Annotated in this window: 13 protein-coding genes; 8 read left to right on the top strand and 5 right to left on the bottom strand. The window is 71.1% G+C overall.

The window, feature by feature from the left end:
- The first annotated feature begins 2 nt into the window (after nucleotides 1-2).
- Nucleotides 3-5480, top strand: coding sequence for a two-partner secretion domain-containing protein (locus AC1RLW_RS23710; protein WP_493195391.1), 5478 nt, complete (start codon nucleotides 3-5; stop codon nucleotides 5478-5480).
- A 7-nt stretch (nucleotides 5481-5487) separates the two neighbouring features.
- Here AC1RLW_RS23710 and AC1RLW_RS23705 read toward each other — a convergent pair whose 3' ends face one another.
- Nucleotides 5488-6354: a glycosyltransferase family 25 protein gene (locus tag AC1RLW_RS23705; RefSeq protein ID WP_493195390.1), complete on the bottom strand. Its 867-nt coding sequence runs from the start codon at nucleotides 6352-6354 to the stop codon at nucleotides 5488-5490.
- 47 nt (nucleotides 6355-6401) lie between these two features.
- Between AC1RLW_RS23705 and AC1RLW_RS23700 the strand changes: the two genes are divergently transcribed.
- Nucleotides 6402-8144: a galactosyltransferase-related protein gene (locus AC1RLW_RS23700; RefSeq protein ID WP_493195585.1), complete on the top strand. Its 1743-nt coding sequence runs from the start codon at nucleotides 6402-6404 to the stop codon at nucleotides 8142-8144.
- On the opposite strand, the gene AC1RLW_RS23695 is transcribed toward AC1RLW_RS23700, so the two are convergent.
- From AC1RLW_RS23695 to AC1RLW_RS23680, 4 genes are all read right to left on the bottom strand, one after another.
- Nucleotides 8102-8881: a hypothetical protein gene (locus tag AC1RLW_RS23695; RefSeq protein WP_493195389.1), complete on the bottom strand. Its 780-nt coding sequence runs from the start codon at nucleotides 8879-8881 to the stop codon at nucleotides 8102-8104. The two genes, AC1RLW_RS23700 and AC1RLW_RS23695, sit on opposite strands and share 43 nt — an antisense overlap.
- Nucleotides 8882-8887: 6 nt before the next feature.
- A complete protein-coding gene (locus AC1RLW_RS23690) occupies nucleotides 8888-10876 on the bottom strand; it encodes a hybrid sensor histidine kinase/response regulator (RefSeq protein WP_493195388.1) in 1989 nt (662 codons plus the stop codon).
- Nucleotides 10873-11886, bottom strand: coding sequence for an ABC transporter substrate binding protein (locus AC1RLW_RS23685; RefSeq protein ID WP_493195387.1), 1014 nt, complete (start codon nucleotides 11884-11886; stop codon nucleotides 10873-10875). Before AC1RLW_RS23685 ends, AC1RLW_RS23690 begins: the two co-directional genes overlap by 4 nt.
- 226 nt (nucleotides 11887-12112) lie before the next feature.
- The gene (locus tag AC1RLW_RS23680; protein WP_493195386.1) at nucleotides 12113-14020 is read right to left on the bottom strand and encodes an ATP-binding response regulator; all 1908 of its coding nucleotides are present in this window, start codon (nucleotides 14018-14020) and stop codon (nucleotides 12113-12115) included.
- Nucleotides 14021-14184: 164 nt separating this feature from the next.
- On the opposite strand from AC1RLW_RS23680, the gene phnD (AC1RLW_RS23675) reads away from it, so the two are divergent.
- From phnD (AC1RLW_RS23675) to tagF, 6 genes are all read left to right on the top strand, one after another.
- Entirely contained in the window at nucleotides 14185-15234 is a 1050-nt protein-coding gene (gene phnD / locus AC1RLW_RS23675; protein WP_159273669.1) for a phosphate/phosphite/phosphonate ABC transporter substrate-binding protein, read from the top strand.
- Complete coding sequence (phnD, locus tag AC1RLW_RS23670) at nucleotides 15231-16268, top strand: phosphate/phosphite/phosphonate ABC transporter substrate-binding protein (RefSeq protein WP_493195385.1); 1038 nt, start codon at nucleotides 15231-15233, stop codon at nucleotides 16266-16268. Before phnD (AC1RLW_RS23675) ends, phnD (AC1RLW_RS23670) begins: the two co-directional genes overlap by 4 nt.
- Before the next feature lie 185 nt (nucleotides 16269-16453).
- Nucleotides 16454-17785 carry a type VI secretion system baseplate subunit TssK gene (tssK, locus tag AC1RLW_RS23665; protein ID WP_095743395.1) on the top strand — a complete coding sequence of 444 codons (1332 nt, stop codon included), beginning with the start codon at nucleotides 16454-16456 and terminating at the stop codon, nucleotides 17783-17785.
- A 124-nt stretch (nucleotides 17786-17909) separates the two neighbouring features.
- The gene (locus tag AC1RLW_RS23660) at nucleotides 17910-19256 is read left to right on the top strand and encodes a DotU family type VI secretion system protein (protein ID WP_492687355.1); all 1347 of its coding nucleotides are present in this window, start codon (nucleotides 17910-17912) and stop codon (nucleotides 19254-19256) included.
- Nucleotides 19253-22858: a type VI secretion system membrane subunit TssM gene (gene tssM / locus AC1RLW_RS23655; protein WP_493195384.1), complete on the top strand. Its 3606-nt coding sequence runs from the start codon at nucleotides 19253-19255 to the stop codon at nucleotides 22856-22858. Before AC1RLW_RS23660 ends, tssM begins: the two co-directional genes overlap by 4 nt.
- Nucleotides 22855-23487 (top strand): type VI secretion system-associated protein TagF, encoded by a 633-nt coding sequence (gene tagF, locus AC1RLW_RS23650; protein WP_493195383.1) that lies wholly within the window; start codon nucleotides 22855-22857, stop codon nucleotides 23485-23487. Before tssM ends, tagF begins: the two co-directional genes overlap by 4 nt.
- The last annotated feature ends 595 nt before the right edge of the window (nucleotides 23488-24082 follow it).

Raw genomic sequence — 24082 nt, 5'->3', positions numbered from 1 at the left:
CCATGAAGCCCCGCACCACCTTCCAACCCCGGCATCCGCTGCGTCCGCTGGCGCTTTCGATTGCCTGCATGGGCCTGGCCCCGGCGCTGGCACAAACCATCCTGCCGAGCTTCGGCCCGAACGGCTACACCACGCAGGGCGGCGTGACCGTGGGCACCACCACGTCGGCCACCAGCGTGGGCGGACAGGCGCTGGGCATCTCGCAGTCGTCGCTGCGCGCGATCATCAACTGGAACAGCTTCTCCATCGGTGCCAAGGACGCGGTCAACATCAGTCAGTCGATGGGCGCGTCCAGCATCCTGCTCAACCGCGTGACGGGCGGCGAGCTCTCGACCATCGCCGGCCAGCTCACGGCCAACGGGCGCGTGTTCCTCATCAACCCGAGCGGCGTGGTGTTCAGCCAGGGCGCGACGGTCAACGTAGGCGGTCTCGTGGCCTCCACGCTGGCACTGAACACCACCGACAACGACTTCCTCACTGCTGCCAGCACCAAGCTCGATTTCCTGCGCGACGACGCCAACGCCAAGGTGGTGAGCAACGCCGGCGTGCTCACCGCCACCGGTGGCCCCGTGGTGCTGATGGGCGCCGAGGTGACCAACACCGGCAGCATCACCGCCAACCGCGGCACCGTCGCACTGGCCTCGGGCCGCAGGATCAGCTTCGACCTGGGCAACGACGGGCTCACGAACCTCGTGGTCGCGGCCGATGCCATGGCCACCAGTGCCAAGGTGGTGAACGCCGCGGGTGCCACCTTGCAGGCCGACGGCGGGCGCGTGATGCTCATCGGCAGTTCCACCACGGCGGGCGAGCTGGTGGTGAACCAGTCGGGCACGGTGCGCGCGCGCACGCTGGAGAACGTCAACGGCGAGATCGTGCTCGGCGCCGGCAGCAACAACCGCATCGAGATGAACGGCGGCACGCTCGACGCCACCGGCATGGGCGCGGGGCAGCACGGCGGCACCATCCGCATCGCGGCGGGGCAGGTGCGCATCGAAGGCACCGGCGGTGGCGACCAGCGCGCGGTGATCGACGCCAGCGGCCAGGCCGGCGGCGGCAGCGTGTCGGTGCACGGCTACGACGTGGCGCTGTCGTCCACCTCGGTGCTGCGCGCCGACGCCACCACGGGCGGCGCGGGCGGCACGATCACCACGGCCAGTGCCCAGGGCCAGGCCCTGGTGGGCGAGGCCGATCCGGCGCCCGAGCGCGAGTCGCGGCTGCAGGCCTACGGCGAGATGACCGCGCGCGGTGCGGGCGCCGGCAAGGGCGGTGCGATCTCCAACGAGGCCGATTCATTGCGCGTGCAGGCCGTGCGCGTCGACGCGGGCGGCGGTTCGCAAGGCGGCGCCAACGGCAGCTGGCGCGTGAGCGCGAAGCAGTCCGACCTAGGCATCGTCGAGGCCGGCAACGTGCCGGCGTATGACAGCAAACTGCCGGCCTTCACCGGCGGCTCCGTGAGCGCCGGCAGTGTCGGCGACACGCTGGGCCGCGGCACAGACGTGACGCTGGCGAGCGGGCGCACCGGCCTCGGCGCGGGCGTGACCTTTGCGCCCGGTGTGCAGGTCGTCAAGAGCGAGGGCGGCACGGCGCGGCTGCGCGTCGACTCGGCCGGCAGCATCGTGATGAACGAGGGCTCGGCCATCACATCGCAGCAAGGCGCGCTGCACGTCGACTTCAACGCCGACGCGACCGGCCGTGTCGCCACCAACGCGAAGAACATCAACAACAGCAGCGGCAACCCTTCTGCGGAGACCGACTTTGCCGGCGCCATCGTGCTGACCGGCGCGACCATCGCGGCCAACGGTGGCGACGTGCGCTTCTTCGGCCAGGGCGACGCGCAGAACGGCCGCGCCATCGGTGGCATCGTCCCGCTCGGCGGCGACACCGGCGACTTCGTGTGGCGCGACGGCGTGACGCTGGCCGGCAGCCAGGTCACCACCGGCGGCGAAGGCCGCATCGCGATGCGCGGCCAGGGCCGCACCTGGATCGACGACCAGAACAACAGCGACTTCATCTTCCGCGGCAGCAACGGCGTGTCGATCACGGGCGGCACGGTCGAAGCGGGCGCCGGCGGCCTGCAGCTCGACGGCCTCGCGGGCTACGGGCGCAGCGGCGTGGCCATCGGCAGCGGCGCGGTGCTGAAGTCGGTGGGCGACATCGGCATCAAGGGCCAGGGCCCGACCTGGACTTCCAACATCGGCGGCGCCGCGGTGGGCGCCAGCACGGCGGTCGTCATCGACGACGCCACCGTGGCCGGCGAGCGTGACGTGCGCATCGAAGGCCAGGGCGCCAACCTCGACGGCCTGCGCACCGACACGGGCTTCGCGGCGGGGAACATGTCGGCCGGTGGCGGCAACGGCGTCGCCATCCGGGGCGCGGTCTCGGCCGGCGCGGGCCGGCGCATCGACGTGATCGGCCGCGCGGGCAGCGAAGGCTTCAGCGCCACGCTCGGCAGTCCCGACATCATCATCACGCCGTCCACCACACCCACCTACGGCGTGGCCGTGACCGTCGATGGCGACCGTCCGACGGCGCTGCGCACCGACGGCGGCACCATCGCCATCGACGCCCAGGGCACCGACGTCTCGATGCGCATGGTCACCTTCATCTCCGGCGTGGGCACCAGCGTCGGCACGCTGGCCTCGGTGGCCAGCGACAGCGGCAAGGGCGGCAGCATCTCGGTGCAGGGGCGCAACGTGCTGATCGACGGCGCCACGAATTCCGACGGCTCGCCCGCGGTGGCGCGCCTGGACGCCAGCGGCGCGACCGGCGGCGGCAGCATCGACATCGCGGCCACCAACGCCATCGCCGTCGGCGGCAACACGCGCCTGGAAGCCAACGCGGGCACGGGCGCGGGCAACGGCGGCAGCATCAAGGTGGTGGCGACCGAGTCGCTGCGCGCGCATGGCCAGCTCTCGGCGCGCGGCGGCGTGGCCGGCGGCGACGGCGGGCGCATCGAGACCTCGGCCGGGCGCTTCGACCTGCGCGGCGCGCGCGTCGACGCGTCGGCACCGGTGGGCGCGGCGGGGCAGTGGTTCATCGACCCCTTCGACCTCACCATCGCCCACGGCACGGCCGCGGGCACGCTGCCGACCAACCCCTATGACGCGGTCGCCAACTCGACCATCCAGGACGGCGACATCAACACCGCGCTGAACGGTGGCACCAGCGTGAAGATCACGACCGGCACCGGCACGGGCGGTGGCGGCGTCATCACGCTCGACGCCGACGTCGACATCAACTACACCGGCTCCAAGGGCCCGCTCACGCTGCAGCTGGACGCCGCCAGCGGCATCCAGACGCGCACGCCCGGCACCACCATCCGCGCGACCGGCGGCGACGACCTGAACGTGGTGATGAACGCGGGCGTCAACCCCGACGGCACGCCCTCGGGCAACAGCGGCTTCATCGACTTCGGGGGCAACATCCTCACGCAGGGCGGCAGCGTGACGATGAACGCGCTGGGCACGGGCACGCCCGGCAGCGGCTTCATCCGCCTGAACGGCGGGCAGGTCGTCACCGACGGCGGCAACGTGTCGCTGCTCAGCGGCCAGCCCGGCGCGCCCACCGGCACCGTGGTGCTCACGCAGGACGTGCAGGTCGACACGCGCGTCGGCCAGAGCGACGCGGGCGCGGGCGGCAACGTGCGCATCGAAGGCGGCGACGTGCTGCTGCAGGGCGCGCGCATCGCCAGCGCCACCGGCAACGTCGACATCCGCGGCACCTCGACCACGTGGGACAGCGGCGTGGTCATCACCAGCGGCCAGATCGGGCCGAGCACCATCAGCACCACCAGCGGCAACGTCACGGTGCAGGGCGTGGCGCGGCGCCAGGCCTCGTCCACTTTCGCGGCGGCGCACGGCGTGCTCATCAACGGCGGCAGTTCCATCACCACCGGCAGCGGCAACATCGCGGTGCGCGGCTACAACTTCAACAACGACCCGTCGGTGCCGGGCGTGACCGAAGACAGCGGCGTGCGGCTGGAGAACGGCGCGCAGCTCGTCACCACGGGCGGCGGCAACATCGAGGTCACGGGCCGTTCGCAGAACGGCGGGCGCGGTGTCGTGCTGCAGGCCGGCGGTGCGCCGACCGCGCCGGGTGCGCTGCCGGGCATCCGCAGCAGCGGCAATGTGCTGCTGCGCGCGAGCAACGACGGCAGCGGCGATTCGATCGTGATCGAGGCGCCGGTGGTCGCGGCCGGCGCCATCGACCTGCGCCCGGGCGGGGTCGATGCCAACATGGTCGCATCGGACGACACGGCCACGCCCATCGTGCTGGGCGGCCCGACGGTCAACGGCTTCTCGGTGTCGGGCGCGGAGTTCGCGCAGCTGTCGGCGCCGACCATCGTCGCGGGCAGCACCACGCACGCGGGCGCCATCACGGTGGCCGGCGCGCTCACGACCTCGGGCGCGCTCACCCTGCAGAACGAAGGCGGTGGCGGCGGCATCGCGCTCAACGCGCCGGTCTCGGCCGCGACGCTGGGGCTGCTGTCGGGCGGCAACGTGAGCCAGTCGGGTGCGGGCACGATCACGGCGGGCACGCTGCTCGCACGCTCGCGCAACGGCAGTGTCGATCTGCGCAATCCGGCCAACGACGTGGCCACGGTCGGCGGTGGCGCGGCCGGCGGCTTTGCCTACGTGGACGCGAACGCGGTCACCATCGGGCCGGTGTCGGTCACGGGCTTCGATGCGGCGGGCAACCTGCCGCAGGTCACCTCGGCCGACTCGATGGCCGCCAACACCGTGTTCGTGCGCACGCTGAGCGGCGACCTCACGCTGGGCGCGCCGGTCAGCAGCACCAGCGGCACCGACCTCGTGGCGGCAGCGCGCTTCCAGAACCCGGGCGGCCACGGCATCTCGGGCGCGCTGTGGCGCGTGTGGGCCGACACCTGGGTCGGCGAAACGCGCGGCGGCCTGGCCGGCTCGGGCCCGCTGCCGAACTTCTATCACTGCGCCTACCTCGGCCTGTGCACCGTGAGCGTGACGCCGGGCGACAACCACTTCATCTACGCGCAGCAGCCGACCGCGACCATCGTGATCGCCGACGCGTCGCGCACCGTGGGCGCGCCCAACCCGTTCTTCATCTACAGCATCACGGGGCTGATCCTGGGCGACACCGGCGCGGGCTTCAGCGGCTCGATGTTCTCGCCGGCGCTGCCGGGCAGCTCGACGGGCCTGTACCCGATCAACGGCAGCTTCACCTCGGCCGAGGGCTACGCCGTGCGCGTGGTGCCGGGCCAGCTGCGCGTGAGCGGCCTGCCGCTCTTGCCTTCGGTGGACGTGGTGCGCGAGCCGCTGACCTCGTACCTGTACGACCGGAACATCGGTCAGGCGCCGATCTGCCTGGCCACCGGGCCGTTGGACGGCGACCGCGCGCAGCAAGGCGCCGACGTGCTGGCGCGCGAATGGTCGCGCGTGCGCTCGCGGCCCAACCTGCTGAGCTGCGTGAACACCGAGCGGCGCAACGGCTGTTCGGACTTTTGAGCAGGTGTCAACGCGGCGCGTGATCGCGGGCCGTGAGCACGAAGAGCTGCGCCATCAGGTCCGCGAGCAGCCGCAGCTGCGGGTCGTCGGTGAGCGGGGCGTGGCGCCACGGCGCGACATGGGCCTCGAGGCCTTCGAGCGGGCCGGCGAAGAACAGGCGCCGCAACGCACCGCCGAGCACGTCGTGCGCTGCCGATTCCGTGGGGCTGCCGAGGGTGCTGTCGGCATGGCTGCCCCATGCCGGCGTGGCGAGGAAGGGCGAGAGCACCACGCCTTGCAGGCGGCCGTCGCGCAGGAAGCTGCCCAGCGTCAGGTCGTACGGTTGCAATGGCCCGTGCGTGATCGCCTCCTGCAGCAGCGCGGGCAGCACGCGCAGGCCCTTCGGCGTGACGACGTAGGCGACTGCACCCCAGTTGTAGAGCGTGCGGGCGTCGAGGAAATCGATGCCCGACAGCGCGTGACGCGGCGCGCCACTTCCTTGCGGCGGCAGGCGTCGTTGCAGGCTGTGCCAGAGCGCGAGCAGGTGCTGCGTCGAAGTCACGGGCTGGCATTCGAGAAAAGCGATGTCGCAGCCCTCGGCTTCGAGCTGCGCGAGCGCGCCGCTGCGCAGCACGGCCGGCAGGGCCTCGCTGAGCTGTGCGTCGTCTTCGAGCACCAGCAGTGCCTCGCCGGGGTTCGCGCGGGTGAGGGCTTCGGTGTGCGAGAGAAAGCAGGCGCGCTCGCCGGGTGTGATCGCCGTGTTGCCTGGCGCAAGCGTTTGCGCATCGATGGCTGCGTGTCGCCAGACATTCGTCAGCCCGAGCCGCTGCAACTGCGCGTCCATCGCGGCGCGGCGCTCGGTGCTTCGCTTGAGGTTGATGTAGCAGCCTTGCATGGGCATCTCCGGTGCGTCATCGCTGAAGGAGCGATGCAGTGAACATCATGGCGTCGGAAGGTCGAGAGGCTGACACGAACCGTCCGTGGCTCAGCGTCGTGTTGCCTTTCTACCGCAAGCTTGCCGACTTCGAGCGCGTGCTGCCGATGAATGCCGGGTATTGGGCGCGACCCGGCATCGAGGTCGTGCTCGCGCTCGACGAGCCCGGCGAGGAAGCCGGCGTGCTGGCGCTGGTCGAACGCTTTCCGCAGACCCGCTGGAAGGTGCTCGTGAACGACGTCGCACATGCATGGCGCCCGCCCTGCAAGGCCATCAACGCCGGCGTGCGCGGCAGCGCGGGGCGCTTCGTGCTGGTCCATTCGCCCGAGTCCGCCTACGTGGGCGATGCGCCGGCCCTGCTGCTGCACGCCGCGATGGGGCACGCGCGCGGCGTGGCGGTCGGCCGCGTCGGCTTCGCGCGTTTCGACGAACTCACGGACACGCTCGACGCCATCTTCGCGCGCCAGGTGCCGCCCGAGCTGCTGCTGCAGACCTTCTACGGCTCGCTGTGCTGCGCGCGCGAGGCCTTCGAGGCCGTGCACGGCTACGACGAATCCTTCGAAGAATGGGGCGGCGACGACGACAACCTGCGCGTGCGCCTGGAGATGGCGGGCTGGCAGCTGCTGGCCTGCCCGGACGCGCACCTGCTGCACCTGTCGGACGAAACGCGCACGGGCGGCGAGCAGTTCGACCGCGACGTCGACTGGATCAAATGCACGCCGCACGAGGCGCGCGCGGGTGATGCCGGCTGGGGCCGCGACTTCGGGCGCATCGCACGCGACGACAGCGCCCGCGCATGGCCCGCCGAAGCGCCGGATTGGCTGGCCGCCGCACCCGTGGTGCCGATGGGCTCGCGCCGCCAGTGCGAGGTCTGCGCGCGCCTGCTGCACCACGAGCCCAGCGCCTTTCATTGCCCGCGGTGCGCGCGCCCGCCGATCGCACAGCGTCTCACGTCGCGGCTGCGCATCGTCTGCGTGCTGCAAGTGCGCAATGAAGCGCGCTGTCTGCCGGGCTGCCTCGACCACCTGCGCGGCCACGTGGACGGCATCGTCGCGCTCGACGACGGTTCGACCGACGGCACCGCCGACATCCTGCGGCGCGAACCGATGCTGCTGGAGCTGCTGTCGAACCCGCCGTGCGACGACGGCGCGCATGTGTGGCGCGAGAACGAGAACAAGCGCCGCCTGCTCGAAGCGGCGCGCCGCCACGGCGCGGGCTGGGTGCTGGTGTGCGATGCCGACGAGCGCTACGAAGAACTGTTCCTGCGCCACCTGCACGCGACCGTCGATTCGCTGCCCGACAACCAGCTCGCGAGCCTGTCGCTCGTGTCGTGTGAGCTCTGGAATTCGCCCGACGCCTGGCGCAGCGACGGGCCATGGGGCCGCAAGTCGCGCGCGCGGCTGTTCCGGTTGCCGCAGCAGATCTCGTTTGAATCGAGCTCGGAACTGCACGGCCCGTGGCTGCCCGACGACGCGCAGCGCCACGGCCCGATGTTCTACAGCCGCTACCGGCTCTATCACCTGAAGAGCATCCGGCACGAAGACCGCGTGACGCGGCGCGACCTGTACACGCGGCTCGATCCGGCGCGGCAGTTCCAGAGCATCGGCTACGACTACCTCGCGGAAGAAGGACCGGGCCTGCAGCTGGTGCGCATCGCGCCAGAACGCGACTACGACCGCAGCACCTTGCCGCCCGATCTGCAATCGGCTCAGCCGCCCAACCCCAGCGTTCTGGCGAAGTCGCCGCGGTAGGTGCGCAGGCCCTGGTGCGACAGCTGCGAGCGCGTGTCGACATGCACGCGCCCGCCGATCGACTGCCAGCGCCGGCAGAAGCCGTAGTCCTCGCTGAGGTAGCGCCCGTTGCCCGGTTCGACGAACACGTCGAAGAAGCGGTAGTGCGGCCGCGCCGCGGCGACCGGGTCATCCATGCGGTCGGGCGTGTAGCGCAGCTCGGGCAGCGCCTGCGCCATCTGCTCGAGCACGCGGCGCGCGATCAGCATGAAGCCGGTGGGCGCGTCCAGCACTTCGAGAAAACCGTCGGCGTCCACGCGCGCCCCCGCGTCGTGCGCGTTGACCGGGAACGCCGCATGCAGCGCCTCGAAGTCGGCGCGCGTGGTGCCGGCCGGCAGCGGCGCGCGCAGGCCGCCTTCGGGCCAGCCGTCGCTCTTGTGCGGGTACACGCCGGCCACCACGTCGCGGCCCGCGCCCAGCAGCCGCAGCGCGGCCTCGGGCTCGAAGCCGATGTCGGCGTCGATCCAGAACAGGTGCGTCCAGCGCGGGTCGGCCAGGAACTCGGCGGCCAGCCGGTTGCGCGCGCGCGTGACGAGGCTGTCGCCGTCGAGAAAGCGCGTCTGCATCGCGAAGCCGTGGGTCCACGCGAGGTTGACCAGGCCGAGCAGGCTGCGCACGCACTCGGTGCCGACCGCACCGCCGTGGCAGGGCGTGGCGACGAAGGGACGGACGTCTTTCAGGTCGATGGCAGTGGACATGCAGGTTCAGGCGCCGGGCGCGTGGCGCCGCGTGGTGAGCAGTGCGCGCAGCTTGGCCGGCGCCACCGGTTTGGTCAACAGCGTCACGCCGCCGTGGCGCAGCCGCTGCAGCACCTCGGGCCCGGTGGCGCCCGACACCAGCACGGCGAGCGCGCCGGGCTGCAGGCGGCGCGCGGCATCGATCACTTCCACGCCGTCGGCGTCGCCGGCCAGTTGCAGGTCGCACAGCACGGCGTCGTAGACGATGTCGCCGGTGCCCAGCCGCGCCAGCGCCTCGGCGCCGGTGGTGACGCATTCGACCTCGCAGCCCCACTGCGTGAGCAGCGCGTGCGTGCCGTCGAGGATGGCGGGGTCGTCGTCCACCACCAGGCAGCGCAGGCCGGCCAGCGGCGCCGGTGCCACCGGTGCGGGCTCGGGCGGCGCGACGTCGGCCTTGCGCGCGGGCGGCAGCGTGAAGGCGAAGGTGCTGCCGGCCTGCAGCGCCGAGCGCACGGTGATGCGGGTGCCCAGCAGGGTGGCGATGCGCGCGCAGATCGCCAGCCCCAGGCCGAAGCCGCGGCGGCGGTCGCGCTCGGTGTTGGCCACCTGGTAGAACTCTTCGAAGATGCGGCCCTGGTGGATGGGCGCGATGCCCACGCCGTTGTCGCGCACCTCGATGCGCACGCCGGCCCGGCTGCGCCGCGCGGCCACCAGCACGGTGCCGCCCTCGGGTGCGTGGCGCAGCGCGTTGGCCACCAGGTTGCCGACGATGCGCTGCACCATCGCCGCGTCGCTGCGCACGGCCAGCCCGCGGTCGCGCCAGTGCAGCCGCACTTGCGCCGCGCTGGCGGCGAGCGCGTGCTGCGCGTCGAGCTGGTCGAACAGCGCGGCCAGCGAGACACGCGTGATGGCGGGCGTGAGCACCTGCGCGTCGAGCCGCGAAATTTCCAGCAGGTCGTCCAGCAGCACGCCCATGAAGCCGGTGCTCTCCTGCAGCCGCAGCACGGCCGGGCGCTGCGCCTCGGTGGCGCTGGGCAGCAGGCCGTCGATGAAGAGGCCCATGGCGTGCAGCGGCTGGCGCAGGTCATGGCTTGCGGCGGCCAGGAAGCGCGCGCGCGACAGGGCGGCCTGCTCGGCCTCGGCCATGCGCTGCAGCGCGACGGCGGTGGCCTCGCGCACGCGCTCCTCGCTCACCTGGCGGTTGTATTGCAGGCGCTCGGCGAGGCGGTCGATGTCGTGTGCGAGCACGGCCAGCTCGTGCGTGCCGCGCGTGCCGCCTTCGACCACATCGCAGCGCACCTCGAAGTGGCCGGCCTCCAGCGCCGCCACGGTGCGCGACACGCGCCGCAGCGGCCGCGCCACCGTGCGCGCCATGTGGCGCACCGAGGCCCAGGCCGCCAGCAGCGCGACCAGCGCGATGCCGATGCCGGCGATGAGCGAGCGGCTGCGCTCGTGCGTGTAGGCGGTGGTGTCGCGGAAGGTCTGCACCAGGCCGATGGGCGTGTCGCCCGCCGCGGTGGAGCCGGCCGGCGCGAAGGCGCTGGCGCGCGAGGCTTCGCGCAGCGTGACCGGCGCGCTGAACATGCGCAGCTGCGCGAGCGATTCATTCTTGGGCCCGGCCGTGACGTACACGCCCGCGCTGTTGCTGATCTCCACGCGCGTCACCTGTCCGCCGCGCAACGCCGCCGAGGCCACGTTCTGCAGGGCCGGCAGGTCGCCCGCGTACAGGCTCAGGTCGGACATCGCCGCCACCTGCTTGGCGACGGCCTGGCCTTCGGCGTCGAAGGCGGCTTCGAGCGTCTGCAGCCGGTTGTGCGTGAACCAGCCGGTGAGCGCCAGCGCCACCGCCGCGCAGGGCACGACGCCCAGGCGGAACAGGTCGCGCTGCAGGTTGCCGCGCACGACGAGCGAAGCGGCGGCCGGAGGAGGCGGGGGCGGTGGCGATTCGGTCGCCGTGGCCGCTCCCGCCGCCGTCGGGTGGGACAGCGGGCCTGGAGGGACCGGCGTGGTGCTCATCGCGGGGCTGCGAGTCGTTCGGTGAGCTCCCGTTCCTCCGGCGGACGCAGGCCGAGCCCGCGTGCCACGGTCGCGTTGATCCGCACGGTGGCCGGCGTGGCCGCCTCCACCAGCGGGCTGTTGCTGTTGCCGGTGCTGCCTGCGCTGGCCACTTTCTGTCCGAGCTGGCGCGCCTGTTGCGCGAGCTGGCCGGGCGTGGAGACCGCCGCTGCCAAGCCGCCCGAGCGCACCAGCCCTTCGCTGGCACCGAACACCGGCAGGCCCGCGCCGGCGCCCGCATGCAGCACCGAGAGCGTGGCCGCCTGGCTGTCGCCGATGAGGTCGGGCAGCACCATGAGGGCGTCGCTGCGCGGCACCAGCGCGCGCAGCGCGGTGGCCAGCGAGCGGGCGTCGGGCGCGATCTCGACCTGCAGGTCCCAGGCCGGGCTGGCGCCTTGCGCGGCGCGCTGCAGCTCGCGCACCAGCGGTTCGGATTCGGGCGTGGCGATGACGCCCAGGCGGCGCTTCTGCGGCAGCACGGCGTTCACCAGCGCGAGCTGGTCGGCCATGGCCGGGTCGCGCAGCAGCACGCCCACGCGCCGGTCGCCGCGCCGCAGGGCAGCGGGGCTGGCGGTCTTCAGGGTCTCGTAGTCGAGCCGGCTCAGCATCGCCAGCACCAGCGGCTCGGCGCCGGGGCGTTCGAGGGCGGCGCGCGCGGCGGCGGTGCCCACCGCCACGGTGAGGCCCGCGTCGCTCGCGGTGCGCAGGCTGCGCGTGCGCACGCCGGTGTTGGCGGCGGGCTCGGTGTCGGCGCTGGCCGGTTCCGCGGCCGTGGCGCCCGGTCCGATGCGCACGAGTTCGAACTTGCCGGAGGCCGGTTGGCCCGTGCGCAACTGCTGCACGAACTCGGCCGACGCGGCCTGGTCGTCGCCGACGAGCACCGTCAGCGTGGCCGCCGATGCCACGCGCGGCGCGGCGGCCAGGCACAGCACGAGGCCGAAGGCCAGCAGCGCGTGGACAGCACGGTGCACTCTTCCGGAGAAAAGCGGAATGGGAGGGTTCACAGCGACGGACATGGACTGCTTTGTGCAGCGAGAGGCAATGGTCCAATGTAAGGACGCGCCCTGTTTCCCGCGATAAGGCGGAGGGCTTATGCCCGCATGCGCGAGGGCCTGCGCGTGTGAGGAAGATCACACCGCGGCGGCTGCTTGGTCTATGTCCGACGGACTACCCGGCGCCTACCGGGAAGGTACCGTGTCAGAGGCCCGCCGCAATCACCAGCGCGGCCGCGCGCTGCGCCTGGATCGCCTGGCGCAGCACGCGCGGCGACACCGGCTTGTAGAGCACGGCGATGCCGGCGGCGGCCACTTCGCGCAGGCGGTCGGGCTTGGTCTCGCCGGTGACCAGCAGGCGCGCGGTGCCGGCGCCGATGCCGTTCGGGTGGCGCTCGAGCGCGGCGATCACATCGAGGCCGTTGTCGCCGCCCTGCAGCAGCAGGTCGCTCACCACCACGTCGGGCGGCGTGTCCCAGTGGTCGGCCAGCGCCAGCGCCTCGGCGCGCGTCTGCGCGGCCAGCACCGTGGCGCCCCAGTTGGACAGCACCACGCTCAGGCCTTCGAGGATCGTGCGCTCGTCGTCGATGACGAGGATGCGCAGGTCCGTCAGGCTGTCGCCGTTGCTCTCGTCGTCGGCGCTGGCCGCCGCGGGGGCCGGTGCCACCGGTGCCGGCAGCGCGGCGGGCGCGGCGCGCACCTGCACGCGCACGCAGGTGCCCTTGTTCAGGCGCGAGCTGAGCTCGACGCGCGTGTTCAGCAGCTCGGCCAGCCGCTGCACCGTGGCCAGCCCCAGGCCCATGCCGCGCGCGCCGCCGGGCGCGTTGCTGCGGCTGGCCGGCTCGACCTGGTAGAACTCCTCGAACACCCGCGCCTGGTGGTGCGCCGCAATGCCCACGCCGGTGTCGACCACGTCGATGCGCACGCCCTTGCCACGCGCGCGCGCGCCGATCAGCACGCCGCCCTCGACCGTGTGGCGCAGCGAGTTCGACACCAGGTTGTTGAGGATGCGCGAGAGCATCACGTAGTCGCAGCGCACCCACAGCTCGGTCTTGCGCACCACCAGCCGCAGGCCCTGCTGCTCGGCCACGGGGCGGAAGTTGCGGCTGATCTCGTCGAACAGCCGGTCGAGTGGAAAGTCGGCCCACTGCGGCTGCAGCACGCCGGCGTCGAGCTGCGACAGGTTCAGCAGCTCCGAGAACAGCCGGTCGAGCGAATCCACGCACTCGCGGATGTGGCCGATGCGCTGCAGCTTCACCGGGTCGGTCTCGCCGTTGGCCAGCCCGTCGGAGAACAGCGTGAGCGCATGCAGCGGCTGGCGCAGGTCGTGGCTGGCGGCGGCCAGCAGCCGCGTCTTGGCCTGGCTGGCCACCTCGAGCAACTGGTTCTTGCGCGCCAGCTCGGCCGTCGCCTCGTTGATGCGGCTTTGCAGCAGCCGGTGGCTTTCGGCGAGCGCGCGCGCCGCCTGGTTGAAGCCGTGCTGCAGATGGCGCACTTCGGACGTGCCTTCGATCGCCACGCTGGCGGCCTCGCCCGCGCCGAGCCGGTCGACCGCCTCGCCCAGCGCGCGGATCGGCTCGCTGATGCGACGCGCCGCCCACCAGCCCGCCAGCCCCACGCCCAGCAGGCTCATGGCCAGCACCAGCGCCACGTTGAGCCAGACCGAGCGGCGCGCGCTCTGCACCGCGTCCAGCCCGATCTCGACCATCACCTTGCCGTTGTGCCGGCCGTCGTCGCTGACGATCGGCACCACCACCTGCAGGCCCTCGCCGCGGCGGCGATCGACGGTTTCGGAGTTGGCGACGATCTCGCCGTCTTCCGTCCAGATCTGCACCTGCTGCACGTGCGGCTGGTAGGTGCCGGTCTGCGCGGTGCGCGCCAGCGCGCGGCGGTCCATGCGCGACAGCGGCGCCTGCGCCACCGTGGCCACCTGCAGCGCCACCGTCTGTGCGTTGGCGCGCATCAGTTCGGTGAGGTTGCCCAGGTGCTGGCGCGTGAGCACCGCGATGGCCACCAGCGTGGCCGCCGTGGCCGGCACCAGCGCCAGCAGGATCAGCTGCTGGGCGAAGGTGAGGCGGGCCAGCCCGCGCAGGAGGCGGAAGTTCCAGTTCATGAAGGCCTTGAACGCATGGGGCGCGAGCTTAGGGCCACGGCCCCGAACAGGGAAGACCGGAAAAACATCACGAGAAAGACTCGCATTTGGGATGTAATGGCGTCCGCGTCGCCCATGTTAGACCCCGCCGGCTCGCCGCGGGCCCCGTGTCTTCCGCTCCTTCCATGCACGCCTTCTTGCGTCGTTTCGGCAGTTTTCCCGGCACCGGCCGCCGTGCGGCCCTGGCGCTGGCCGTGGGGCTCTTGCTGCTGCCGCTGCTGGCGGCGGCGCAGGCTGCGGCGCCCGCCGCGGACGCGCCGGTGCGCTTCGGCATCCTGCCGCTGGGCGGTGCCTTCGAGTCGCGCAGCGACTGGGACCCGCTGCTGGCCGAACTCAGCCGCGCCATCCAGCGGCCGGTGAGCGTGCTCTCGGTCAATTCGTACGAGGCGCTGGAGCAGGCCATCCAGCGCGGCGAAGTCGACATGGCGTTCCTGTCGGGAAAGATGGCGCTCGACGCCGTGAGCCAGAAGCGCATGAAGGTCGTGGCCCAGGTCGTGCGGCACGACGGCCTGCCCGGCTACCGCGGGCTGCTGCTCACGCGCAAGGCGCCGCCCTTCAACACGCTGAAAAACCTCGTCGACCAGCCCGAGCGCTGGCGCCTGGCGCGCGGCGAGCGGCAGTCGGTGTCGGGCTTCATCGTGCCGCAGCTGCAGTTCTTTCTGCCGAACCACATCGTCATGGAGACGCGCTTCCTGAGCGAGGTGGTCGGCACGCACCAGGCCAACGCGCTGGCCGTGGCCAACAACGAGGCCGACGTGGCCACCAACAACTCGGCCGATTTCGAGCGCTTCAAGCTGCGCTTTCCGGCCGAGGCGCAGCGGCTGCAGGTGCTGTGGGAGTCGGAGCTGATCCCGCACGCGCAGATCGTCGTGCGCCGCGAATACCCGCCCGAGCTGCGCCTGCGCGTGCAGGCCTTCCTGGTCGCCTACGGCCGCGGCAAGGGACCGCGCGGCGACGCCGAGCGCGTGGTGCTCAAGTCGCTGCACGACCTGGCGGGCTTCGTGGCCGCCGACAACAGCTCGCTGCTGCCCGCCGCCAAGCTCGCCTACCAGCTCGCCATGCAGAACGCGAAGACCGCGCAGTGGGTCAACGACGCGGCGCGGCAGGCGCGGCTGCAGCGCCTGGAGAGCGGCTATGCCGAGCAGCTCGCCGTATTGAAGGACGTGAGCCCTTGAACCGCCGGACCCTGCTTGCGCTGGCCCTGTCGTCATCGCTGATGGCGCCATGGCCCGCGGGCGCGCAGCCCGCGCCGACGCCGGCCGCCAAGGGCACGCCGGTGATCAAGGAAGTGCGCTTCGGCGTGCTGCCGCTGGGCGGTACCGTCGAGTCGCGCGCCTTGTGGACGCCGCTCATGGCCGACATGAGCCGCGCGCTGGGCCTGCCCGTCAGCGCGTATTCGGTGCCGTCGTACGAAGAGCTCGACCGCGCCATCGGCCGCGACGAGATCGACATGGCCTTTCTCTCGGCCAAGATGGCGCTCGACGCCGTCATGCAGCGGCGCATGAAGGTGGTGGCGCAGATCGCGCGGCGCGACGGCATGCCCGAGCACCGCGCCGTGCTGCTGGCGCGCAAGACCGGGCCGCTCAACACGCTCGAAGGCCTGCTGGCCCAGCCCGAACGCTGGCGGCTCGCGCGCGGCGACAGCCGCTCGGTCACCGGTTTCATCGTGCCGCAGAGCCAGCTCTTCCTGCCGAACCAGATCGAGATGGAAACGCGCTTTCGCAGCGAGTTCGTCGGCACCCACCAGGCCACCGCGCTGGCCGTGGCCAACGGCGATGCTGACGTGGCCACCAACAACACCACCGACTTCGAGCGCTTCCGCCAGCAGTTCCCGGTCGAGGCCGCGCGGCTGCAGGTGATCTGGGAGTCCGAGCCGCCGCCCGGCGCACCGATGGTGGTGCGCCGCGACTACCCGCCCGAGTTCCAGGCGAAGCTGCAGGCCTTCCTGGTCGGCTACGGCAAGGGCAAGGGCCCGCGCGCCGACGCCGAGCGCGAGGTGCTGAAGAACCTGCGCGCGGCGTACGGCTACGTCGCGGCGGACGACAGCGCGCTGCTGCCGGAAGCGAAGCTCGAGTACCAGCTGGGCCGCCAGCGCGCGTTGTCGGCGGCGTGGGTCAACGATGCGGCGCGGGAGCAGCGGCTGCAGCGCATCGAGAAGGCGTATGCGGCGCAGGTGGAGGCGCTGCGCGGTTCTGCCGCACCTCGCTGAAGCCGCCGCGGCGCTGCTTCATTCCCCGGGCCGTGTCCTTCGACGCGCTCTCCCTGGCCATCTACTCCCTTTGCCGTACGCAAATCGCCACCGTCTAGGCCATTAGACGGATTTGCCCGCAGCCCCCCGCGCCGGAAACTTCGTGTTTCTTTCTTCCCGGCACCCTTGCCGTTGACGGAGTGCGGATGAGTTGGCGAACCAAAGTGGTCTGGAGCGAGGGGATGCTGTTGCAGCCTCAGCACCTGCAGCAGAGCGAGCGCCATGCCGATCATGCGCGGCATGTGCTGTTGCGCACCACCACGCCCTACGCCTGGGGTTTCGCCGAAGTCGAGATCGACGCGGCGGCGCTCACGTTGGGCAAGCTGGCGCTGGTGCGGGCGGTGGGCATCTTCGGCGACGGCACGGTGTTCGACATGCCGGCGGTCGATCCGCTGCCCGAGCCCATCGACATTCCTGCGTCCATGCGCGACGAAGCCGTGGTGCTGGCGTTGCCGCTGCGCCGCGCCGGGGCGCGCGAAGCCGACGCTGAAGAATACGAAGAGCTGGTGCGCCACCGCGTGCTGGAGTCGGACGTGCCCGACTCCAACACGGCCGGCGAGCGCACCGCGATGCTGCAGTTGGGCCAGCTCCACACGCGCCTGATGCGCGCCAGCGAAGCGACCGACGCGTGGGCGACCCTGGGCGTGGCCCGCGTGGTCGAGCGCCGGGTCGACAACCAGGTGCAGCTCGATCGCGCGATGCTGCCGCCGCTGCTCGACGTGGCCGGCCATGCGGTGATTCGCGCCTGGCTCGACGAGCTGCTGGGCCTGCTGCGCCAGCGCGGCGAGGCATTGGCCGGGCGCATGACCCAAGGCGGCACGGGCGGTGTGGCCGAGATTGCCGACTTCATGTTGCTGCAGGCGGTGAACCGCAACGAGGCGATCTTTGCGCACCTCGCCAAGAGTGCGATGCTGCACCCGCAGCATTTCTTCGAGCACGCGCTCGGGCTGGCCGGCGACCTTGCGAGCTTTCGCGACACGCGCCGCGTGACGCGCTTCGGGCCCTACATCCACGACGACCTGGCGCTGAGCTTCCGCCCGGTGATGGACGACCTGCGCCGCAGCCTGTCGATGGTGTTCGAGCAGTCGGCCATCCGCATCGAGCTGCACGACCGCAAGCACGGCGTGCGCGTGGCGATGGTCACCGACGTCGAGCTGCAACGCAAGGCGACCTTCGTGCTCGCGGTGAACGCGAACATGCCGAGCGAGGCGCTGCGCGCGCGCTTTCCCACGCAGGTGAAGATCGGCCCGGTCGAGCGCATCCGCGACCTCGTGAACCTCGCGCTGCCGGGCGTCACGCTGACGCCGATGCCGGTGGCGCCGCGCCAGATTCCGTTCCACACGGGCGCCAACTACTTCGAACTCGAAACGCGCAACAGCGACCTGTGGCGCCAGCTCGAGCAATCGGGCGGCATCGCGATGCACATCGCGGGCGATTTCCCCGGCTTGGACCTCGCGTTCTGGGCCATCAGATCATGACCACCCCCAGGCTTCGCGCACTTCGTGTCGCTTCGCCAACCCCCTCACCGGGGGCGACACCAGCGGCCCGGCAAAGCCGGTTCCGCGGTGTCTCCCGAAGGGACGTCACCCGCGTGGAGTTCTCATGAGCACCCCTCCCGACCCCTTTGCCGCCTTCGAGTCCGAGCGCACGGTCATCAAGCCCAAGCCGCGCACGCCGGGCGGCGCGCCGCCGGCCGCTGCACCCGCGCCGTTCTTCGGCGGCGCCGATCCGACGCCCGTGGCCGAGGTGGGCGAGATCGGCCTGCTCAATCCGCTGGTGTCGGCTGCCGGCAAGCTGCTGGTGCTGATCGGCAAGCTGCGCAACCTCGCGCAGCCGCCCAATGTGCCGGCGCTGCGCGCGTCCACCGCCGATGCGGTGAACCAGTTCGACGCCGCGGCGCGCCGCGCGGGCGTGGGCAACGAGTCGGTGCTGGCCGCGCGCTATGTGCTGTGCACCGCGCTCGACGAAGCCGTGGCCAACACGCCCTGGGGCGTGCAGGCCGGCTGGAACAAGCAGAGCCTGCTGGTGCAGTTCCACAACGAGACCTGGGGCGGCGAAAAGGTGTTCCAGCTGCTGGCCAAGCTCGCACAGGACGTGCCCACGCACCGCCAGTTGCTGGAGCTGATCTACAGCGTGCTCGCGCTCGGCTTCGAGGGCCGCTACCGCGTGGTCGACAACGGCCGCGCGCAGCTCGACTCGGTGCGCCAGCGCCTGGCCGACCTGATCGCGAAAGACCGTCCGCCCGTCGAGCCCGAGCTGTCGCCGCACTGGCGCGGGCAGGGCGCGGGCACGGTGCGGCTGCGCGAGTCGCTGCCGCTGTGGGTGTTCGCGGCCGGCTTCGCGCTGCTGCTGGCGCTCGCGTGGTTCGGCCTGCGGCTCACGCTCAACCACCGCTCGGACACGACCTACGCGGCCGTGTCGAGCCTGCGCGTGCCCAACATCCAGATCGCACCGCCCGCCGCGCCGGCCAAGTCGCCGCGGCTCGCGCGCTTCCTGGAGCCCGAGATCAAGCAGGGCCTGGTCACCGTGACCGACGAGGCCGACCGCAGCGTGGTGCGGCTGCGCGGCGATTCGTTCTTCGGCTCGGGCAGCGCCGAGCCCATGGCGGCCTCGCTGCCGGTGCTGCGCCGCATCGGCCAGGCGCTGGCCGAGGTGAAGGGCGAGGTGCTCATCACCGGCCACTCCGACAACCAGCCGATCCGCTCGCTGCGCTACCCGTCGAACTGGCACCTGTCGGCCGCGCGCGCCGACGCGGTGAAGGGCGCGCTCTCCACGCTGGTCGAGCCCGCGCGCATGCGCTCCGACGGCAAGGCCGACGCCGAGCCCGTGGTGGCGAACGACACGCCGGCCAACCGCGCGCGCAACCGCCGCGTCGACATCGTGCTGCTGACCGAACCCGAGCGCCTCGCTGCTGCACCGGCTGCTCCCGTTCCAGGAGCAACGAAATGATCAAGAAAATCTTCGGCTTCCTGTTCAGCCCGCTGCTGCTGACGCTGCTCGCGCTGATCGTCGTCGCGCTGCTGATCTGGTGGATCGGCCCGCTGGTGAAGATCGGTTCGCTCGCGCCGCTCGAAGGCGAGATGACGCGCGCCATCGTCATCGGCGTCATCGTGCTCATCGTCGTGCTGCGCGCGCTGTACCGCCGCTGGCGCGCGCGCCGTGCGAGCCAGCACCTGACCGACGGCCTCATGAAGGCGCCGGCCGCCGCCAAGAGCGGCGCGCCGGTCGACGGCGAACAGAAGATCCTCGACACGCGCTTCAGCGAAGCCGTCGCCACGCTCAAGCAGATGCGCCTGCATGCCGCAGGCAAGAAGCCGGGCTGGCGCGACTGGCTGTCGATCTCAGGCGGCAGCTACCTGTACGACCTGCCGTGGTACGTCTTCATCGGCGCACCGGGCGCAGGCAAGACCACGGCGCTCGTCAACTCGGGCCTCTCGTTCCCGCTCGCCGAGAAGTTCGGCCCCGGCGCGATCCGCGGCGTGGGCGGCACGCGCAACTGCGATTGGTGGTTCACCGACGAGGCCGTGCTCATCGACACGGCCGGGCGCTACACCACGCAGGACAGCCACCAGTCGGAAGACAAGAGCGCCTGGGAAGGCTTCCTGGGCCTGCTGAAGAAGGCGCGCCCGCGCCGCCCGCTCAACGGCGTGTTCCTCACCGTGAGCGTGGGCGACCTGCTGAGCCAGGGCCCCGAGGCGCGCACGCAGCTTGCGGCCTCGATCCGCGCGCGGCTGCTCGAGCTCGACAGCAAGCTCACCACGCGCCTGCCGGTGTACGTGCTCGTCACCAAGAGCGACCTGCTGTACGGCTTCACTGACTACTTCGACGACCTCGGCAAGGAGCAGCGCGCGCAGGTCTTCGGCTTCACGCTGCCGGCGGACGAGGACGTGCAGCTGGAAGAGAAGGGCCTGTCGGCCGCGTTCCACCGCGAGTTCGGCCTGCTGCACAACCGCATCAACGACGGCCTCATCGCGCGCATGCAGCGTGAGACCGACGGCACGCGCCGCGCGGCGATCTTCGGCTTTCCGGCGCAGTTCGGCTCGGTCGGCCCGCTGCTGTCCGACCTGCTCGAACAGGTGTTCACCGGCTCGCGCTTTGCGCAACCGCCATGGGTGCGCGGCGTGTACTTCACCAGCGGCACGCAAGAGGGTAGCCCGATCGACCGCGTGATGGGCAGCCTGGCGCGCAGCTTCGGCATCGAGCGCGCCATGCTCGCGCCGCAGAAGTCGAGCGGACGCAGTTACTTTCTCACCGCGCTGCTGCGCGAGGTGGTGTTCCCCGAGCAGCGCCTGGCCGGCGCCGACGTGAAGCTGGAGCGCCGCCGCAACACGCTGCGCCTGGCGGGCGTGGCCGCGATGACGCTGCTCACCGTCGGCCTGCTCGCGGCCTGGGGCTACAGCACCTGGCAGAACAACAACTACCTGAAGTCGGTCGAGGCCCGCGTCGAGCCCGCGCAGAAAACCCTGGCCGCGCTGCCCACGCGCGTGCAGAACCTGGTCGAGGTCGCGCCCGTGCTGCAGGGCTTGCGCGACATCTGGAAGACGCCCGACAACCGCCAGGGCGACGAACCGCTGTCGATGACGCTGGGCCTGTACCAGGGCGACAAGCTCGACGCCGCCGCCATGCTCACGCACCAGCGCGCGCTCAACGACGCCTTCCTGCCGCAGATCGCCAAGCGCATCGAGGACCAGCTGCGCACTGCGCAGAAGGACAACCTCGAGTTCACCTACGAAGCGCTCAAGAGCTACCTCATGCTCTACCAGCCCGAGCGCTTCGACCCCGAGGCGCTGAAGGCCTGGATCACGCTCGACTGGGCGCGCAACCTCGACCGCGGCATTCCCGAAGACCAGCGCAAGGCGCTCGAGGACCAGCTCGACGTGCTCATCGCCCAGGGCCCGCCGCGCTCGCCGCTCAAGATGGACGAGAACCTGGTGCGCAGCGTGCGCGCCGTGCTCGCGAGCTACCCGCTGGAGCAGCGCGTGTTCAGCCGCTTGAAGCGCCAGCGCGCCACCAAGGACATCCCGGGCTTCAGCGTGGCGCAGGCCACCGGCCCGTCGGGCCCGCTGGTGTTCGAGCGCATCAGCGGCAAGCCGCTGAGCGAGGGCGTGCCGGGCATGTTCACTTATGACGGGTACCACAAGCGCTTCCAGAACGAGGTCGTGGTGCTCACCGGCCTGCTGGCCGCCGAGGACCCGTGGGTGCTGGGGCAGGACCGCAACGCCAGCGAACGCCTGCGCGACGCCGCGGCGCTGGGTGCGCTCACCGACCGCGTGCGGCGCCTGTACCTCGAGGAGTACGTCAAGCAGTGGGAGGCGCTGCTGGCCGACGTGCGGCTGATCCGCGTCAGCGGCCTGGAGAAGAACATCGAGACCGCGCGCATTCTCTCGGGCGTCGATTCGCCGCTCGCGAACTTTCTGCGCGCGGTGGTCAAGCAGACCACGCTGATCCCCGCGGCCGATGCCAACAAGGACGTCGTGAGCAAGGCCACCGAGACCGTGCGCAACACGCGCAAGGGACTGGAAGACCTGTTCGGCAGCGACCCCGGCAAGCAGGTGGCGCCGGGCAAGCGCATCGAGAGCATCGTGGACGACCGCTTCGAGTCGCTGCGCCGCCTCGTCACCGCGGGCGGCCCGAACCAGCCCGCGCCGATCGACGATGCGCTCAAGCTCTTCAACGAGGTGTACGTGTACCTCAACGCCGTCGACACGGCCGTGAAGGGCCGCACCTCGCCGCCGCCCGGCGACGTGGCCGGCAAGCTCAAGTCGGACGCGGGCCGCCTGCCCGAGCCGGTGCGCAGCATGATCGAGAACCTGAGCCAGACCGGCGCCGCGCAGGCGCAGGTGGCCGAGCGCGGCAACCTGAGCCAGGACCTGCGCCCCGTGACCGAGTTCTGCAACCGCGCCATCGCGGGCCGCTACCCGTTCGTGCAAAGCAGCAAGCGCGATGTGCTGCCCGAAGACTTCGGCCAGATGTTCGGCGCCGGCGGCCTCATGGACGACTTCTTCCAGAAGCGTCTGGCTGCACTGGTCGACACCAGCACGCGGCCATGGCGCTACAAGCCCGTGGCCGAGCGCGGCGCGATCACCACGCAGGCGCTGGCGCAGTTCGAGCGTGCGGCGCGCATCAAGGACATCTTCTTCCGCGGCGGCGGTCGTGGGCCGTCGATGCGGCTGGACTTCAAGCCGGTGGAGATGGACGCGGGCATCACGCAGTTCATCCTCGACGTGGACGGGCAGCTGGTGAAGTACGCGCACGGGCCGGTGGTGCCGATGGCGGTGCAGTGGCCGGGGCCGAAGGGGAGCAACCAGGTGCGCGTTCAAGTCAGTCCGCCGTCGACGACCGGGAGTTCGGGTTCGGCGATGGATGGGCCTTGGGCTTTGTTCCGTACGTTGGATGACGGGCAACTCGAAGCGGGGGATGCGCCGGAGAAGTTCTTCATCACGTTCCAGGTGGGGGCGCGGAAGACGCGGTTCGAGGTGACGACGAACAGCGTGCAGCATCCGATTCGGTTGAAGGAATTGCGGGAGTTTTCTTGTCCGGAGGGGTTGTGAGTCTGGCCTCTTCTTCTTCTCTCTTCGTCTCCTCTGAGTTGCCGGGGTGGTTTGGCAAGCTGCCGGGGATGGGGGACTTTGCGCATCGGCGGTTGCCGGAGGCGTTTCGCTCGGTGTGGGATCCGTGGTTGCAACGCGGGTTGGCGCGGCTGCGGGATCGGCATGCGGATTGGACTTCGCATTACCTGGAGGCGCCCGTGTGGTGCTTTGCGCTGGGGGCGCAGGTGGTGGGGGAACGGGGGTGGATGGGGGTGTTGATGCCTTCGGTGGATGGGGTGGGGCGGTACTTTCCGTTCACTCTCGCCGTTGAATTGGATGAAGGCGTACCTGGTGCGCTGCATGGAGAGGCGCTTGTTGCTGCGCTTCGGTGGTGGGCGTTGGGGACGCAGGCAGTGCTTGAAGGGCTTGAGGGTGATTTGGATGCGCTGCGGTTTGATGCGGTGCTGAGTCGGTTGTTCGTGGGTGTTGCTGCTGAACCTTCCGCTGATGATCGGTCGCTTGAGTTGCCACTGGCTGGGGCCTCGCTTTGGATGGAGACGCCTGGGGTGGAGGGTGGGGTTCGGATGTTGGCTACGGGGTTGCCTCGGGATTTGCAGTTCGAGGCTTTGTTTCTTGGGGGTGGGGAATGAGTGCCCTGCTTTCTTTTGCTTCCCGAGGCCGGGAGTTCCGCCCGGCGGCGGACTTACTTTCTTTTGCTTCGCCAAAAGAAAGTAAGCAAAGAAAAGGCGACCCCACTGTCTGCGTCCCCTGCGCTTCGCTACGGGGCAACCTGCGGTGCTCGCGTTTCGCGGGGTCTCGCAGAACTCGCTTCGCTCAAACAGCTGCGAGCCCTGATCCGCGAAACGCTCCGCTCCTCGGCGCAGCCAGAGGGGAGGGGGAACTTCGGGCCTTTGCTTCGCTCGGCCCGGGAACTTCCAACAGCCTGATGCCACGGGTTTGCTCGCACTCGCACTCGCACTCGCACTCGCACTCGCACTCGCACTCGCACTCGCACTCGCACTCGCACTCGCACTCGCACTCGCACTCGTACTCGTACTCGTACATGTGTCTGCGCCTGCACCCTGCCCAGTGCAACGCCACGTCCTATGCGAGCTGCAGCAGGCGCGAAGCGCCTGCTGCAGCCTACTGGCCGAGCAAAGCGATGGCCCGTTGGTATCCAAACCCCTTCTGTATGCGCCGAGGAGCGGAGCGTTTCGCGGATCAGGGCTCGCAGCTGTTTGAGCG

This window comes from Variovorax sp. GW822-FHT04A09, assembly GCF_058801005.1.
The sequence above is the reverse complement of the archived record's forward strand: the minus strand, read 5'-3'. Positions and strand labels throughout refer to the sequence as shown.